This is a genomic window from Micromonospora sp. NPDC023644 (assembly GCF_040640115.1).
Taxonomy (GTDB): Bacteria; Actinomycetota; Actinomycetes; order Mycobacteriales; family Micromonosporaceae; genus Micromonospora.
Window position 1 is genome coordinate 54,213 of sequence record NZ_JBFABA010000017.1, and the last position, 13,755, is coordinate 67,967.

17 protein-coding genes and 1 tRNA gene are annotated in these 13,755 nt (G+C 74.4%); 7 read left to right on the forward strand and 11 right to left on the reverse strand.

The genetic code is table 11. From position 1 onward, the window contains the following. The first annotated feature begins 106 nt into the window (after positions 1–106). Both AB0G08_RS15635 and AB0G08_RS15640 read left to right on the forward strand, forming a co-directional pair. Entirely contained in the window at positions 107–433 is a 327-nt protein-coding gene (locus tag AB0G08_RS15635; RefSeq protein ID WP_358087689.1) for a hypothetical protein, read from the forward strand. Positions 434–792: 359 nt separating this feature from the next. Then, a complete protein-coding gene (locus AB0G08_RS15640; protein ID WP_358087692.1) occupies positions 793–1,143 on the forward strand; it encodes a hypothetical protein in 351 nt (116 codons plus the stop codon). A 12-nt stretch (positions 1,144–1,155) separates the two neighbouring features. On the opposite strand, the gene AB0G08_RS15645 is transcribed toward AB0G08_RS15640, so the two are convergent. The 3 genes from AB0G08_RS15645 to AB0G08_RS15655 all read right to left on the reverse strand — a co-directional run bounded on the left by AB0G08_RS15645 (position 1,156) and on the right by AB0G08_RS15655 (position 2,356). Beyond that, a tRNA-Lys gene (locus AB0G08_RS15645) sits at positions 1,156–1,227 on the reverse strand. Between the two features lie 144 nt (positions 1,228–1,371). Next, positions 1,372–1,563 (reverse strand): DUF397 domain-containing protein, encoded by a 192-nt coding sequence (locus AB0G08_RS15650; RefSeq protein ID WP_358087695.1) that lies wholly within the window; start codon positions 1,561–1,563, stop codon positions 1,372–1,374. Further along, entirely contained in the window at positions 1,550–2,356 is an 807-nt protein-coding gene (locus tag AB0G08_RS15655; RefSeq protein WP_358087698.1) for a helix-turn-helix transcriptional regulator, read from the reverse strand. Before AB0G08_RS15655 ends, AB0G08_RS15650 begins: the two co-directional genes overlap by 14 nt. Positions 2,357–2,747: 391 nt before the next feature. Between AB0G08_RS15655 and AB0G08_RS15660 the strand changes: the two genes are divergently transcribed. The 3 genes from AB0G08_RS15660 to AB0G08_RS15670 all read left to right on the forward strand — a co-directional run bounded on the left by AB0G08_RS15660 (position 2,748) and on the right by AB0G08_RS15670 (position 4,932). Beyond that, the gene (locus AB0G08_RS15660) at positions 2,748–3,239 is read left to right on the forward strand and encodes an anthrone oxygenase family protein (RefSeq protein ID WP_358087701.1); all 492 of its coding nucleotides are present in this window, start codon (positions 2,748–2,750) and stop codon (positions 3,237–3,239) included. Positions 3,240–3,446: 207 nt separating this feature from the next. After that, a complete protein-coding gene (locus AB0G08_RS15665) occupies positions 3,447–3,749 on the forward strand; it encodes a hypothetical protein (RefSeq protein ID WP_358087704.1) in 303 nt (100 codons plus the stop codon). Between the two features lie 100 nt (positions 3,750–3,849). Further along, positions 3,850–4,932 (forward strand): NAD-dependent epimerase/dehydratase family protein, encoded by a 1,083-nt coding sequence (locus AB0G08_RS15670; protein WP_358087707.1) that lies wholly within the window; start codon positions 3,850–3,852, stop codon positions 4,930–4,932. Between the two features lie 135 nt (positions 4,933–5,067). On the opposite strand, the gene AB0G08_RS15675 is transcribed toward AB0G08_RS15670, so the two are convergent. From AB0G08_RS15675 to AB0G08_RS15695, 5 genes are all read right to left on the reverse strand, one after another. After that, entirely contained in the window at positions 5,068–6,267 is a 1,200-nt protein-coding gene (locus AB0G08_RS15675) for a GNAT family N-acetyltransferase (protein ID WP_358087709.1), read from the reverse strand. A 67-nt stretch (positions 6,268–6,334) separates the two neighbouring features. Then, on the reverse strand, positions 6,335–7,027 hold the full coding sequence (locus AB0G08_RS15680; RefSeq protein WP_358087711.1) for a hypothetical protein: 693 nt from the start codon (positions 7,025–7,027) through the stop codon (positions 6,335–6,337). Continuing rightward, a complete protein-coding gene (locus AB0G08_RS15685) occupies positions 7,024–7,842 on the reverse strand; it encodes an ATP-binding cassette domain-containing protein (RefSeq protein WP_358087714.1) in 819 nt (272 codons plus the stop codon). Before AB0G08_RS15685 ends, AB0G08_RS15680 begins: the two co-directional genes overlap by 4 nt. Then, positions 7,839–8,177, reverse strand: coding sequence for a PadR family transcriptional regulator (locus AB0G08_RS15690; RefSeq protein WP_358087716.1), 339 nt, complete (start codon positions 8,175–8,177; stop codon positions 7,839–7,841). Before AB0G08_RS15690 ends, AB0G08_RS15685 begins: the two co-directional genes overlap by 4 nt. Positions 8,178–8,257: 80 nt before the next feature. After that, the gene (locus AB0G08_RS15695; RefSeq protein ID WP_358087718.1) at positions 8,258–8,977 is read right to left on the reverse strand and encodes a protein phosphatase 2C domain-containing protein; all 720 of its coding nucleotides are present in this window, start codon (positions 8,975–8,977) and stop codon (positions 8,258–8,260) included. Positions 8,978–9,040: 63 nt separating this feature from the next. Here AB0G08_RS15695 and AB0G08_RS15700 point away from each other — a divergent pair, with 63 nt between their 5' ends. Then, positions 9,041–10,078 (forward strand): LuxR family transcriptional regulator, encoded by a 1,038-nt coding sequence (locus AB0G08_RS15700; protein WP_358087720.1) that lies wholly within the window; start codon positions 9,041–9,043, stop codon positions 10,076–10,078. Between the two features lie 44 nt (positions 10,079–10,122). On the opposite strand, the gene AB0G08_RS15705 is transcribed toward AB0G08_RS15700, so the two are convergent. Then, positions 10,123–10,590 (reverse strand): helix-turn-helix domain-containing protein, encoded by a 468-nt coding sequence (locus tag AB0G08_RS15705; protein WP_358087722.1) that lies wholly within the window; start codon positions 10,588–10,590, stop codon positions 10,123–10,125. Positions 10,591–10,738: 148 nt separating this feature from the next. On the opposite strand from AB0G08_RS15705, the gene AB0G08_RS15710 reads away from it, so the two are divergent. Next, complete coding sequence (locus tag AB0G08_RS15710) at positions 10,739–12,130, forward strand: benzoate/H(+) symporter BenE family transporter (protein WP_358087725.1); 1,392 nt, start codon at positions 10,739–10,741, stop codon at positions 12,128–12,130. On the opposite strand, the gene AB0G08_RS15715 is transcribed toward AB0G08_RS15710, so the two are convergent. Further along, a complete protein-coding gene (locus AB0G08_RS15715) occupies positions 12,048–13,217 on the reverse strand; it encodes a hypothetical protein (protein WP_358087728.1) in 1,170 nt (389 codons plus the stop codon). The two genes, AB0G08_RS15710 and AB0G08_RS15715, sit on opposite strands and share 83 nt — an antisense overlap. Continuing rightward, the gene (locus AB0G08_RS15720; protein WP_358087731.1) at positions 13,214–13,732 is read right to left on the reverse strand and encodes a SigE family RNA polymerase sigma factor; all 519 of its coding nucleotides are present in this window, start codon (positions 13,730–13,732) and stop codon (positions 13,214–13,216) included. Before AB0G08_RS15720 ends, AB0G08_RS15715 begins: the two co-directional genes overlap by 4 nt. Between the last annotated feature and the right edge of the window lie 23 nt (positions 13,733–13,755).

Sequence of the window (13,755 nt, forward strand, 5' to 3'; positions counted from 1 at the left end):
GCAACAGGCACGCTCGTCGCGGGCATTGACCGGGACCCTGACAATGGCTGTCACTCAACGCCAACAGTGAGTCCCCGATCAACGACCTGTCGCAGAAATGGGCCCCATGTTCTTCCGCTTCTTTCACCGCAAATGGGTCGCGGCCACCGGTCGCGTGGTCGACTCGCGGCTCCACAGCGTCCGGAACTCGAACGCGAGGTGGGCCTACATCGTGCAGTTCGCAGGGCCGAACGGACAGAAAACCAAGCTCGAGGTCTTGGAGGACCACCACACCCTCGGGGTCGCGGTCGGCGCCACGGTACCGCTGCTCGTCCGCCCTGACGGAAAGAAGGCTGTCTTCGACAGGAGCGATCCGCAGATCAACGCGGTGGAGGTCGTCAAGAACCGGAAGAGGGCCGACGAGGAGCGCTTCCGCGGACAGCTTGAGAACTGATCCCTTTTCGTCGTGACGGTGCCGGTCATGGGTGTGCGTTGGGCTGTCAACCGCGCCACGCCCGCATCCGAGCCGTCGGAGAACGGGCCGTTCGCACCCTCAAGACCAAGCCCAGCCCACCGACCACCATCGGCAGGCCGAACGGTCCATCGGACTCTGCGACGCGAACTCCTCGACGACGTCGGAGTCTGGTCTGATTCGGAAGAGTCTCGCTAATGGGCCCTGCGCCCCCCGTTCGGCGGCGTCCGTCCGCGTCGCCGGCTATTGGCGATCGTTCTGAGGCCCTTGGCTGCGGCTGCCCACGTCCGGGCTCGTTGCTGTCGACGGCTCCGACGGCACAGCCGCTACAGTCCGCTTCCATGGCCGAACGCGTGTCCGTCGACGACCTGGGAATCTGGATCATGCACCCTCACGGGACCGTAGGGCTTCCCTGGGCGGAAGTAACCGGCGTCTCCGTGTACGCCTCCGTGCTGCCTCCTGACGATCAGCGCCTCGTATGGATGGATGCCACGCATGTGTCGGGAGAGTTCGTGGAGATCAATAACATGACCGAAGGGTTCGACGAAGCCGTGGCCGCGGTCATCTCCCGGTCGGGTCGTGGACCCTTGGACCTGTCCCGCTTGGAGCCCTCGGACGGTCCCGTCGAGATCTACGGGGGCCACTGCACCGCCCCAGATCATGGCACAAGCGAACCCGGTCGGGGCCGCTGAACTGCGGAGGAGTGGGCCGCCAGGGACTCGAACCCTGAACCTATGGATTAAAAGTCCACAGCTCTGCCATTGAGCTAGCGGCCCGCGCGCTCAGGTTACCGGAAGGCTGCTGGTTCCGACTCTCGGCTTTCCTGTCGCCGTCGATACGAGCAGGTCAGGGGTCGGCCAGCAACGCCGCCGGAGGCGTCGGCCTGTCCGGGCGGGCACCTCCGGTCGTACGGAAGAGGGTCAGGCTCGCCCGGCGGTGCGGGCGACGAAGGCGCGCCAGGCGGTGGGGGCGAAGGTCAGGGCGGGGCCGGTCGGGTCCTTCGAGTCGCGGACGGCGATCATGCCGGGCAGGTTGGCGGCCACCTCGAGGCAGTTCCCGCCGCTCGCGCCGCTACGGGTGGACTTTCGCCACTGAGCGCTACTGAGGTCCATGGAGGCTCTCCACTTCCTTGAGCAGGTCGATGGACTGCCGGCGGGGCAGAGCCTCGTTCCGCACGCTCTCCCACCTGGCTTGAAGCGCAGCCACGTCGTCGTCCTTGTCCACCACGACGCCGGCAAGCTGGTTCTCGAGGTGCCCGACCCACACCCCGTCGCGGGAGCGGGCGAGGGCGAACGGCCCCGACAGGCCGACGTGCAGGCCGCTCCTCGCCGGGATGACGTGCACGTGTACGTGCGGCAGTTCGGCGCGGGCGATCAGATGGGCGATCTGTTGCGCCATGACGCCGCCGATGTCGTCGCCGGAGCGGCGTAGGGCTGCTTCGTCGAGTACGGCGACGAACTGCGGGGGTCGGTCCTCCGTCAGGATCTTCTGGCGCTCCATCCGGGCCGAGACGCGCTGTTCCACCTCGTCGCTGGTGAGGACGTCGACGGAGCGCAGCACGGTGCGGGCGTAGTTCTCCGTCTGCAGTAGGCCCGGGATCAGGTTCGGCTCGAAGTAGCGGAGCTGGGTGGCGGCGCGCTCGGCGTCGAGCCAGGGCAGGAACCAGGACGGGGCGCCGACGCTGGCGACGAGCCGTTCGAAGAGCCCGCCGGTCCTGAGCGCCCGGTCGGCTCCCTTGATGAAGTCCATCGTCAGCGCCCGGGTGCCGCCCTCGACGGCGCTGACGTGCGACGCGCTGAATCCCGCGCCCCGGCCGAAGGTCTCCTGCGTCATGCCGGCACCGCCCCGGGCTCTGCGGATCTCGCCCACGATGAAGGCGGCGAGCGGGCTCGGCACGTCGGCCATTCAGGACCTCCCAATTTGAAGATCGACTACCCGCGGCGCCACCCGTCGGGCGAGGGCTCGGCCAGCCCGGCCCGGACGCGTTCCATGGCTTCCGAGAGTAGTCGCCCGCACAGCAGAGTGTCACCAGCGCGGGCCGCTCGTGGAGCGTTGGCCGGGGGCGGTCTCGCGGGGGCCGCCCCCGGGCGGGCGTCCGTCGGCGGCCCCCTTCCAGCACGTTGGCGGCCGCTGGGCCACCGGTCGGCGAGGGCCACGGGCCTTCACCTCCGCGGCTCCGCTCGTGCGCCGGCGCGGTCGCGGGTGGACGGGGGCTTATGGGGGCGAGCGGTTCGGCCATGGGCGGGAGGGGAAGCGCGCGGTTGGCTGGTGGGACGACGACGGGGGAGGACCACCGATGACCGAGACGATCCGTACCGCCGCCCTGGCCGGGGCGACCCTGACCACCGGGCTGGTGGCGGGGCTGTTCTTCGCGTTCACCTGCGCGGTCATGCCGGGTCTGGCCGCGACCGACGACCGGACGCTGGTCGGCACGATGCAGTCGGTCAACCGGAAGATCCTCAACGGCTGGTTCCTGGGCGCCTTCCTCGGCGCGCTGCCGCTGCTCGCCGTGGCCGCCGCCGCGCACCTGACCCGGGGCGGCCCGGTCCTGTTCTGGACCGTCGCCGCGCTGGCCTGCCACCTGGTCACCGTCGGGGTCACCGTGCGGCTCAACGTGCCGCTCAACGAGCGGTTGGAGGCCGCCGGCCCGGTGGACCGGATCGCCGACCTGGCCGAGGTGCGGGCCTGGTTCGAGGCGGCCTGGGTGCGCGGGAACCTCGTCCGCACGCTCTCCTCGGTGGCCGCGTTCGCCTGCCTGGTCGCCGCCCTGCTGACCCGGCACGGCTGACCGCCGCCGCACCGCAGCCTGGCCCGGGAGGCCGCCGCCGCACGGCGCGGAAGGCCACCGCCGCACTGCCGGCTCGATGCGGGAGGCCGCCGTCGCACTGCCGGTCCGACGCGGCTGAACGCCGCACCGCCGGCCCGGGCCGGCCGTGTCGTCGCCGCCGCCGAGGCGGCAGGCATGGGTGGGTCGGCGTGGGGGAATCGTGCCCGTATGAGGATGAGCAGCACCCCGGCCGTGGCGGCCTCCAGCGAGGAGACGGGCCCCGACGGCGTACGGGAGCCAGCCGGCGAGGTGCACGCCTGGCTGCCCGGGCAGAACCAGACCGTCTGCGGGCTTCCGCTCAGCCGGACCCGGCTGCGCCGCTTCCCGCACGTGCGGTTCGAGTACACGTCGACGGACGTGCTCACCGAGGCGGACCCGGTCGGCCGGATCTGCCCGCGCTGCCTGGCCGCCTCGCAGGGTCGCCGCCGGGGCGGGCAGAAGAGCTGGGCCCGGCACTCGCCCCGGCCCTGACGACGGCGAGCGGCAGCGCGGATCCGCGGGCGACGACAGCCGGGCCCGACCGCCGCCGCGTAGCGCGATTGACCCGTGGCTGACCGGGTACGGGGCGGACATGCGGATCGTGGTGGTGGGGGCGACCGGCAACGCGGGCACCGCCCTGTTGCGCCGGCTGCGGCGGGAACGCGGACTGGACCTCGCCGGGGTGGCCCGCCGGCTGCCCGGGCCGGAGTGCGGCGAACCGTACGACCAGGTGGAGTGGCACTCCTGCGACGTCGGCCTGCCCGGCGCGGCCGACCAGCTCGCCGAGGTCTTCGCCGGGGCCGACGCGGTCGTGCACCTGGCGTGGCAGATCCAGCCCAGCCACGACCAGCGGGTGCTGCACCGGACCAACGTCGGCGGCAGCGCGGCCGTGATCGACGCCGTGGTCCGCGCCGGCGTGCCCGCCCTGGTGTACGCGTCGTCGGTCGGCGTCTACGCGCCCGGACCGAAGGACCACCCGGTCTCCGAGCGCTGGCCGGCGACCGGGGTGCCCGGCTCGTCGTACAGCCGGGACAAGGCCGAGGTGGAGGCGCTGCTCGACCGGACGGAGCGGGAGCACCCGGGGCTGCGGGTGGTGCGGCTGCGGCCCGGCCTCAACTTCCAGCGGGCGGCGGCCACCGAGATCACCCGCTACTTCCTCGGCCCGTTCGCGCCCGTCCGGCTGCTGCGCTTCGGCCGGATCCCGCTGGTGCCGACGAACCGGCGGCTGCGGATGCAGGCGGTGCACACCGACGACGTCGCCGACGCGTACGCCCGGGCGGTCCTGGGCGACGCGCGCGGCGCGTTCAACGTCGCCACGGACCCGGTGCTGACCCCGGAGCTGGTGGCCCGGCACTTCCACGGCTGGACCGTGCCCGTCGCCGCCCCGGTGCTGCGCGTCGCCGCCGCGCTGACCTGGCGGGCGCGGCTGCAACCGATCGATGCCGGCTGGGTGGAGCTGGCGCTGCACGCGCCGCTGATGTCGAGCGAGCGCGCCGAGACGGAGCTGGGCTGGCACCCGCGCCACGACGCGCTCAGCGCGCTCAAGGAACTCTTCGCCGGCATGGCCGACGGCGCGCACACCCCCAGCCCGCCGATGTCGGCGGCCGGCCACCTCCCGGGCCGCCCCGCCGCCCTGCTGCGCGGCCGCCCCGCCGGCCACGGCAACCCCTACTGACCCGCCGCCGCTCCGGCCCGCCACCGTCCGTGTCGACCAAGAGGTTTGCGCACCGGAACGACGCCCCGGAGGACGCAAACCTCTTGATCGACGAGGCGATCGGGGGCGGGAGCGGGAGGGGGGCGGGGAAGCGGGTCAGAAGTCGGCGAAGACGTACGGGGGCTGGCGGGGGAAGAGGCGGCGCAGCTCCGCCGCCGCGTCCGTCGACACGTCGCCCAGCCCGCGCAGGCCCACCTCCACCGGGTCCAGCACCCCGTACGCCAGGGCGGAGATGCCAGCGGCGGTCAGCGTGCAGGTCGGCGGCGAGCCGGCGGTGGCGGCGGCCCCGGTGACCAGCTCCAGCGCGCCGGTCGTGCCGTCCAGCAGGTACGACCCGGCCAGCCACCGGTCGCCGGTCAGCTCCACCCGCACCCGGCCTGCCCCGACGGGCAGCCCTGCCAGCGCGTCGATCGACAGCAGCCGGGCCATCGGCGCGGCGTAACTCGGTCGCGCCACCCGTGCCTCGACGTGCACGGCCAGGTCTGTCAGCCACAGCTCCGGCACCTCGTCGACGGGCACCTGGACGGTCACCCGCTCCACCTGGTCGACGTGCCGGCCGAAGAACTGCAACAGCAGCGCCCGGGCGACCGGATCGGCCGCGAGCAGGTCGCCGGCCGCGAGCGTGCCGCCGTGGTCGTCGATCCGGTAGAGCACCGCGCCGGTGACCGTGCCGCCCGTACGGGCCGTCAACAGCCAGTGCTCGTCGCGGTCGCGCAACCCCACGTCCCGGTAACCGGGGAAGATCGCGAAGCCGTGCCGCTCGTTCAGGCACTTCTCGGTGAACGCGCGCCAGGCCTGGTAGCCCTCGCCGATCCGCTCCCAGCCCACCTCGCCGGGCAGGTCGGCGCCGAGCAGCTCCCCCAGGTCGGCCGGCGAGAACGTGACGGTACGCGGCTTCGGCAGCCCCACGTAGCCGAACCGGGCGTAGAACGACGGCCGGAACGGGTAGAGCGCGCTCAGCTGGTGCCCCTCGTCGCGCATCTCGTCGAGGAGCCGGTGCAGCAGGGTGCGTACGTGTCCGCGCCGGCGGGCCAGCGGGTGGGTGGCGACCCCGGCGACGCCGGCCATCGGCAGCACCTCGCCGCGCAGGTTCTGCCGCATCGGGATCGCCGAGGCGGCGGCCAGCGCGACGCCGCCCTCCTCGACCACCAGTGTCCGGTTGCCCTCGTTGTAGGGCAGGTAGCCGCGGAACTCCTCCGCCCGGGCCGCGCTGCGCGGCGACGCCTCGAACGCGTACGCGCCGAGCGCGAAGCTGGTGGACAGTCTTTCCTCGGCGTTCACCCGGCGGACGGTCATCCGCCCATCCCATCCCGGCCCGGCGGTCGCCGCAACTGCAATCGCCGGTGACCGACCCGGCGCGCGGTCAGCCGATCGGCAGGTGCCGCAGGTGCCGGCGGCGGCGCAGCCGGACGCTGAACACGGCCGCCACGGTGCCGATCAGCAGCGCGGTGACGGCCAGCCCGTGCAGCGAACCCCTGGTCAGGTAGCCGGAGTCGGTGTGGTCCACCGCCCAGGTGGCGATCTCCCGGCTGGACCAGAACGGGGTCAGCTTCGCGCCGGTGCCGGCCGGGTCGATCAGCATCTGCACCGCCACCACGGTGAGCAGCAGCAGCGTCCCCTCCAGCTCGCGGGGCAGCAGCGCGCCGATCAGCATCCCGAACGGCGCGGCGACCCCCACGCAGCAGAGCATCGCCACCGCCACCCCGCCGTGCCGCAGCTCGGGCGCGTCGACGACGGTGAGCACGAAGAACGGTACGGACAGGACGAGCCCGGCCGCCCACAGGCCGAGCAGCCGGCCGAGGTAGAGATCGTGCGGGCGGTAGCCGGCCAGCCGCAGCCGGGGCTCCAGCTCGCGGGCCGCGCCGGTGGCGAAGAGGGCGGCGGTGCTGACGGCCCAGCTGATGCCGAGCAGCAGCGAACGCACCGACTGCCCGACGTGGGAGTCCCGCCGGATCAGCCAGAACGCCAGCGGCATCAACAGCAGCAGCAGGAGCACGCCCCGACGGCGCAGCAGCTCCCGCAGGGTCATCTCGGCGACGGTGACGAGGCGGTTCACGCACGCCCTCCCTGGGTGGCCGGGGTCAGGTCGAGCACCAGGTCGACCCGGTCGAGCTGGTTGAGCAGGTGGGTCACCACGACGATCGCCCGTCCCTCGTCGCGCAGCCGGGTGAGCTGGTCCCAGAAGTTGACGTACGTGCCCTGGTCGAAGCCCTGGTATGGCTCGTCGAGCAGCAGCACGTCCGGCTCGCTGAGGGTGGACATGGTCAGGTTCAGCTTCTGCCGGGTGCCGCCGGAGAGGTTGCGGGCGAGGACGTCGCCGTCGGCCTCCCAGCCGAGGTGGCGGGCCGCCGCCCGGCCGGCGCGGCGGGCCGGTCCCCGGGCCACGCCCCGGCCGGCGCCGATCAGCACGAAGTGCTCGTCGGGCAGCAGGAAGTCGGCGGTGCCGCCCTGCTGGGGGCAGTAGCCGACCCGGCCGGAGACGGTCACGTCCCCGGCGTCGGGGGAGACCAGCCCGGCGCAGACGCGCAGGAAGGTGCTCTTGCCGCTGCCGTTCGCCCCGATCACGGCGGCGATCTGTCCGGCCCGGACGGTCAGCGACGCGTCGCGCAGGACGGTGCGTCGCCCGTACCGCTTGGTGATGCCCCGCGCGTGCAGCCGGACCGGTCCGGGGCGCGGGCCGGGCGAGGTGCCGATGGTCTCGACGATCGCGGCGGCGTAGTCCTGCGGCCGGCCGAAGACGGCCCAGGGGTCGCCCCCGCCGTCGCGCAGGTGCGTGGCGGCCTCGGCGACCACGTGCCGGGCGGCGTCCGCCCGGACCCGGCGCCGGTCCAACTCGGCCGCGAACGCCCGCAGCCACCCGTCGGCGTTCATCCGTCGACCCCCTTCGTGACGAGGCCGGTCACCGGGGCGACGAACGCGAGCCAGGCGCTGCCGCCCTGGCGCAGGGTCGCCCGCCCGCTGTCGGTGAGCCGGTAGTACTTGCGGGCCGGCCCGGAGGCGCCCTCCCGCCACTCGGCGGTGACCAGACCGGTGCGTTGCAGGCGCAGCAGCACCGGATAGAGCGTGCCGCCCTGGATCGGCCCGATGCCGGCGGCCTCCAGCGCCTGGGCGAGCTGGTAGCCGTAGGACTCGCCCTCGCGCAGCAGGGCCAGGACGCAGAGGTCGAGCACCCCGCGCAGCCACTGCCCGCGCCGGTCGGAATCCACCCGAGGAACATAGCGGCGCCACCTAGATGGCACAACTACCTAGCCGGCGGCGGTTGCCCGCCCCAGGGGCCGGGACGGGCTCAGCCGGCGACGACGTCCGAGACCACGACGGTCACGTTGTCCGGCGCGCCGGCCTGGTGGGCGAGCTTGACCAGCTGCTCGCCGCACTGGTGGCGGTCGCCGTACGTGCTCAGCGCGGCGGCGATCGTGCCGTCCTCGACGTAGTCGGAGAGCCCGTCGCTGCACAGCAGCAGCCGGTCGCCGGCGACCACCGTGAGCACCCCGATCGCCGGGGGCGTGTCCGAGCCCTGCACCGCCCGGGTCACCAGGGACCGCTGCGGGTGGTGGCGCGCCTGCTCGGGCGAGAGCGCCCCCTGGTCGACCAGCGCCTGCACGAAGGTGTCGTCCCGGGTGAGCTGGGTCAGCTCCCCGTCGCGTAGCAGGTAGCAGCGGGAGTCACCCACCTGGGCCAGCACCAGCGCGTCCCCGGCGAGCAGGGCGGCGGTCAGCGTCGTACCCATGCCGTCGCGTGCCGGGTCGACGGTGATGGCGGCGTGGATGCGTCGGTTCGCGGTGCTCACCACGGCCCGCAGCGCCGTGGCCGCCTCGTCGGGGGTGGTCGGCGGGCTCAGCTCGTCCAGGATGCGGATGACGATCTCGCTCGCCACCTCGCCCGCGGGCAGGCCGCCCATGCCGTCCGCGACCGCGACGAGGCGGTCACCGGCGAGGGCGGAGTCCTCGTTGTTGGTGCGGACCAGGCCGATGTCGTTGAGGATGGCCGAGCGGAGGATCAGCGTCATGGGGTCAAGCTTGCCAAGAACACCCTCCCGCCGTCTCTACGCACTACTGCGTAGGGTTGGGGAATGATGCCGGTGTCCATGGTCGGGCGCGCCGGTGAGCTTGCCGAGCTCGACCGGGCGTGGTCCACCGTGGTCACCTCCCGGCGCTCCGCGCCGGCCGTCGCGGTGATCACCGGTGAGGCCGGGGTGGGGAAGTCCCTGCTGGTTGCGGCCGCCCTGGACGCGTTCGCCCCCCGGCCGGCGGTGGTGCTCTCCGGCGCCGCCCGGGTGCACAGCCCCGCCCCGTACGACTGGTTGGCCGCCGTTCTCACGGGCCGGGACACGAGCCGGCTCGACCTGCCGCCGGACGCGCTGGCCTGGCTCGCCCAGCAGCCGACCGCGCCGCGCGAGCGCTACGCGCCGGGCACCCTGCTGCGGCTCGCGGTGCGGGTCGTCCGGCTGCTGGTCGGCGCCGGCCCGGCCGTACTGGTGGTGGAGGACCTGCACGCCCTCGACCCGGCCAGCCTGAACCTGGTCGGCGAGCTGGCGACCGCCGCCGACCTGCCGGCGCTGCTGGTGGTGGCGAGCCGGCCCGCCGAGGACGCCGTCGCGCCGGACCTCGCGATCCGCGCCCTGGCCCGGCTCTGCGGCGTCCGGGGCGCCGTCCGCCAACACCTCGGACCGCTGCTCCCGGCCGAGGTCGCCGAGGTGCTGACCCAGGTGTACGCGGACCCGCGCCCGTCCGGCCGGCTGGTGCGCGCCGTCTGGCAGCGCACCGGCGGCAACCCGTACGCGCTGACCGAGCTGCTCGCCACGCACGCCGGCCGGGGGCCCGAGGCGCTGCTCCGGCCGCCGCCCGCCCCGCGCCCGCCGAGGGCGGCGTCGCACCGACCCGCCGACCCGGTCGACGCCGAGCTGACCGGGCGGGAGATCGAGGTGCTGGGCTGCCTGGTCGCCGGGATGTCCAACAAGCAGGCCGCCCGTGCCCTCGGCATCTCGGTGCGGACGGTCACCGTGCACGTGTCCAATCTGCTGCGCAAGACCGGGTCGGCGTCGCGTACCGAGGCGGCGATCTGGGCGGTGCAGCGGCGACTGCCGGTGCCGACCCCGGTCGACGGCTGAGCCGACGGGACCGGGCCGGTGCGGCCCGCGTCGCCGGCGGGTGCTCAGGGGCGGGGGTAGCGGAGCAGGAGGCTGGCGGCGACCTCCTCGTCGCCGACGGCGGCGTACACGTGCGGCACGTCCGACGTCCAGCGCAGGTGCCCGCCGGCGCCGGCGGTCAGCGGCGCGTCGACCGGCCCGGCGCGCAGCACGCCCGAGAAGACGGTGACGTGCTCGGTGACGCCCCGCTGGTGCGCCGGGGAGAGCTGCTCCGGGCCGGGCGCGACCAGCATCCGGTACAGCTCGTAGGTGGCGTCGGTGTCCTCGAAGACCTCCAGCAGGATGGCGCTGACCGCAGCGCCGCGGACGGTCGGCCCGGAGGTCGGACCGGAGAGCACGGCCGTCAGCGGTACGCCGAGCTGCGCGGTGATCGCGTAGAGCGTCTCCAGGGTCGGGTTGCGGGTGCCGTTCTCCAGACCGGAGAGGGTCGCCTTGCCCACCCCGGCGAGCCGGGCGAGGGCGGACAGCGACAACCCGCGCTCCTCGCGCAGGGCGCGTACCCGGCGACCGACGGCCTCGGCCCCCGGATCGGGGGCCGATCGGTGGACTGGTGACGTCTGCGGCACCCCGCTATGGTGCTACAGGTTCTTGTTCCGTAAACGGAACGGTCGGGGGAGTGGGATGGCGGGACGGTCGCAACCGGTGCTGGCGGGCGTGGTGACCGCGCTGGTCGGGTTCGCCAGTTCGTTCACGGTGGTGCTCGCCGGCCTGCGGGCCGTCGGCGCGTCGGACGCGCAGGCCGCGTCGGGGCTGCTGGCGGTGTGCGTGGCCGCCGGGCTCTCCGCCGTCTGGCTGGGCCTGCGGCACCGGATCCCGATGAGCGTCGCCTGGTCCACCCCGGGCGCGGCGCTGCTGGTCGCCACCGGCGCGGTGCCCGGCGGGTGGCCCGTCGCCGTCGGGGCGTTCCTCGTCTCGGGCGTGCTGATCGTGGCCGCCGGGCTGTTCCCCGCGCTCGGGCGGGCCGTCGCGGCGATCCCCCGGCCGATCGCGGGCGCGATGCTCGCCGGGGTCCTGCTGCCGCTCTGCACCGCCCCCGTCCGCGCGCTGGTCGAGGTGCCCCGGCTGGCCGTCCCCGTGGTGCTGGCCTGGCTGCTGCTGCACCGGTTCGCCCGGCGGTGGGCGGTGCCGGGCGCGCTGGTCGTCGCGGTGGCGGCGATCGCGCTGACCACCCCGGTCTCCGGGCTCGGCGGCGCGCGGCTGCTGCCCGCGGTCGAGCTGACCGCCCCGGCCTGGAACGTCTCCGCCCTGATCGGCCTCGCGCTGCCGCTCTTCCTGGTCACCATGGCCGCGCAGAACGTCCCCGGGATGGCGGTGCTGGTCGGCTACGGCTACCGGCCGCCCTTCGGCGCCGCGCTGCGCGCCACGGGGCTGACCACCGTGGTCGCCGCGCCCGCCGGTGGGCACGCGGTCAACCTCGCCGCGATCACCGCCGCGCTGGCCGCCGGCCCGGACGCCCACCCGGACCCGGACCGTCGCTGGATCGCCTCGGTCACCGCCGGGATCGGGCTGGCCCTGCTGGGGCTGGGCGCCGGGGCGGCCACCGCGCTGGTCGCGCTCGCCCCGCCGGTGCTGATCGAGGCGGTCGCCGGGCTGGCGCTGCTCGGCGCGCTGGCCACCGCGCTCACCTCGGCGCTGGCGGAGCCCGCGGCCCGGGAGGCCGCGGTGGTCACCTTCGTGGTCACCGCCTCCGGAGTGAGCCTCATCGGCGTGGGCGGCGCGTTCTGGGGCCTCGTTGCCGGCGGGGTGATGCTCCTGCTCTTCCGGCACCGCTCCGGCGGGCCAACCGCGCCGGAGCCGGCGCCCGGACCCGCGACCGCATCGCCAGGACCCGATGCGGCTGGGCCGGCTCCGGCCGAACCGGGTGCGGCCGATTCGGCGGATCTACCCCTCCGGGTGCCCGACGTCAGCGGCACGGACCGGCGCGCGACCTTCAGCGGCGGCAGTGCCACACCAGCGGCCGGTGCACCTGGTTCTCGTAGACGGCACCGACCACGGTCAGACCGTCGTCGCTGATCCCGTTGGCCGTGTACGTGCCCGCCTCGGTCGCCCGGACATCGGGCCGGCCCGGCAACCGGCGGGACGTGCCGTCCGGGGCGACGACCTGCGGCTCACTGCCGTCGACCAGCAGGTCGCCGTTGCCGGCGATGCCGCTCGTCCCCGGGAACGGCAGGAGGCTCACCGCCCCCGTCGTGAGATTCCAACGTACCGGCAGCATCTGCACGGCACCGCCCTGCTTGGCGCCGGGAACCACGCCGATCGCCCATTCGCCGTGCGCCGAGTCGACCGTTGCACGCGGGTAGCCGTCGGGCACCGCCAGCGCCGCCCCGACGCCCTGCGGCGTCCATCGGTAGGGCAGTTGGCCCATCGCGCCGACGACCGTGCCGTCCTCGGTGATCCCGGTCGCCGCGGATCCCGACCGGCCGATCAGCCGGTACTCCTGCGGGCGGTCCGCCGACCACCGCACGGCGTGGTGTGAGTCGCCGGCCCCCCTGGCGGTGCCGACGATGTCGCCCCGGCCGTTGACCGCGTGCACGAGGACCGCGTGGTAGCCGGGTGGGGTGGCCAGGAAGCGCAGCTTCCCGTCCCGGTGGACCCACCCGGTGCCGTCGCCGTTGGTGCCGACCACGACGCCGCCGGCGTTGACCGCGGCCGCGTGCCGCGCGCCGGCCGGCAGGACGGCTGCCCGGCCGTCGGTCCACAGCACGACCCGCCCGTCCTCCTGCCCGGTGCCGATCTCGCCGACGATGTACCGCCCGGTGGGGTCGACGCCGTTCGCCACCGCGACCGGACCGTCGATCGGCTGCGGCAACCACGACGCCTCGCAGGTGACCGGCGAGACCGGGGCGGCCGACACGGTCCCGGCCGGCGACGCCGCGAGGGCCGGCGTGGCCGGAGCCGGGCGGGTGGCGGCCCCGCCGAGCTGGACGGCGCCCACGACGCCGAGCCCGGCCAGCACCGCCACTGCGGCGACCCCGCCGACGCGGCGGCGCTGGCGGCGACGCCGGCCGTCCCGGACCGCGCGGCCCACGTCAACCCGCGGCTCGGGAACCGGCGCCGCTTGCAGCAGTGCGGCCATCCGCTGGTCGTCCAACGCGGTCATCTCGAATTCCTCCCGGACATCTCGGGGACGTCGAGCACCTGGCGGACCGTCACCAGCGCCCGCGCCGTCTGCGATTTCACGTTGCCTTCGGAGCAGCCCATCGCGGCGGCCGTGTCGGCCAGCGACAGGTCGCACAGGAACCGCAGGACCAGCACGGTGCGCTGGCCGCGAGGAAGGCGGGCGAGCGCGGCGAGCAGGTTGTCCCGCTCGGCCAGGTCGTCGTCGTGCGGCATGACCGGCGGGCGCTCCGGCTCCGGCATCCATCCCAGCAGCCGGACCTTCGCCCAGCTCAACCGCTTCTCGTCGACGAGCTTGTGGACCAGCATCCGGTGCACGTACGCGTCGACGTTGTCGGCGTGGCTGACCCGGCGCCAGTTCACGTACAGCGCCGTGATCGTCTGCTGCACCACGTCGTCGGCCAAGTGGGCGTCGCCGCACATCAGGAACGCGGTCCGGTGCAGTCTCGGCAGTCGCGCGGAGACGTACTCCACGAACTCACGCTCGGCATCCGCCATCGGGGCTCCCTCCTCCGCAAGCT

Coding starts and splice junctions, on each gene's coding strand:
- AB0G08_RS15635 (WP_358087689.1), top strand. CDS start 107: ATGTTCTTCCGCTTCTTTCACCGCAAATGGGTCGCGGCCACCGGTCGC.
- AB0G08_RS15640 (WP_358087692.1), top strand. CDS start 793: ATGGCCGAACGCGTGTCCGTCGACGACCTGGGAATCTGGATCATGCAC.
- AB0G08_RS15650 (WP_358087695.1), bottom strand. CDS start 1,563: ATGGACCTCAGTAGCGCTCAGTGGCGAAAGTCCACCCGTAGCGGCGCG.
- AB0G08_RS15655 (WP_358087698.1), bottom strand. CDS start 2,356: ATGGCCGACGTGCCGAGCCCGCTCGCCGCCTTCATCGTGGGCGAGATC.
- AB0G08_RS15660 (WP_358087701.1), top strand. CDS start 2,748: ATGACCGAGACGATCCGTACCGCCGCCCTGGCCGGGGCGACCCTGACC.
- AB0G08_RS15665 (WP_358087704.1), top strand. CDS start 3,447: ATGAGGATGAGCAGCACCCCGGCCGTGGCGGCCTCCAGCGAGGAGACG.
- AB0G08_RS15670 (WP_358087707.1), top strand. CDS start 3,850: ATGCGGATCGTGGTGGTGGGGGCGACCGGCAACGCGGGCACCGCCCTG.
- AB0G08_RS15675 (WP_358087709.1), bottom strand. CDS start 6,267: ATGACCGTCCGCCGGGTGAACGCCGAGGAAAGACTGTCCACCAGCTTC.
- AB0G08_RS15685 (WP_358087714.1), bottom strand. CDS start 7,842: ATGAACGCCGACGGGTGGCTGCGGGCGTTCGCGGCCGAGTTGGACCGG.
- AB0G08_RS15695 (WP_358087718.1), bottom strand. CDS start 8,977: ATGACGCTGATCCTCCGCTCGGCCATCCTCAACGACATCGGCCTGGTC.
- AB0G08_RS15700 (WP_358087720.1), top strand. CDS start 9,041: ATGATGCCGGTGTCCATGGTCGGGCGCGCCGGTGAGCTTGCCGAGCTC.
- AB0G08_RS15710 (WP_358087725.1), top strand. CDS start 10,739: ATGGCGGGACGGTCGCAACCGGTGCTGGCGGGCGTGGTGACCGCGCTG.
- AB0G08_RS15715 (WP_358087728.1), bottom strand. CDS start 13,217: ATGACCGCGTTGGACGACCAGCGGATGGCCGCACTGCTGCAAGCGGCG.
- AB0G08_RS15720 (WP_358087731.1), bottom strand. CDS start 13,732: ATGGCGGATGCCGAGCGTGAGTTCGTGGAGTACGTCTCCGCGCGACTG.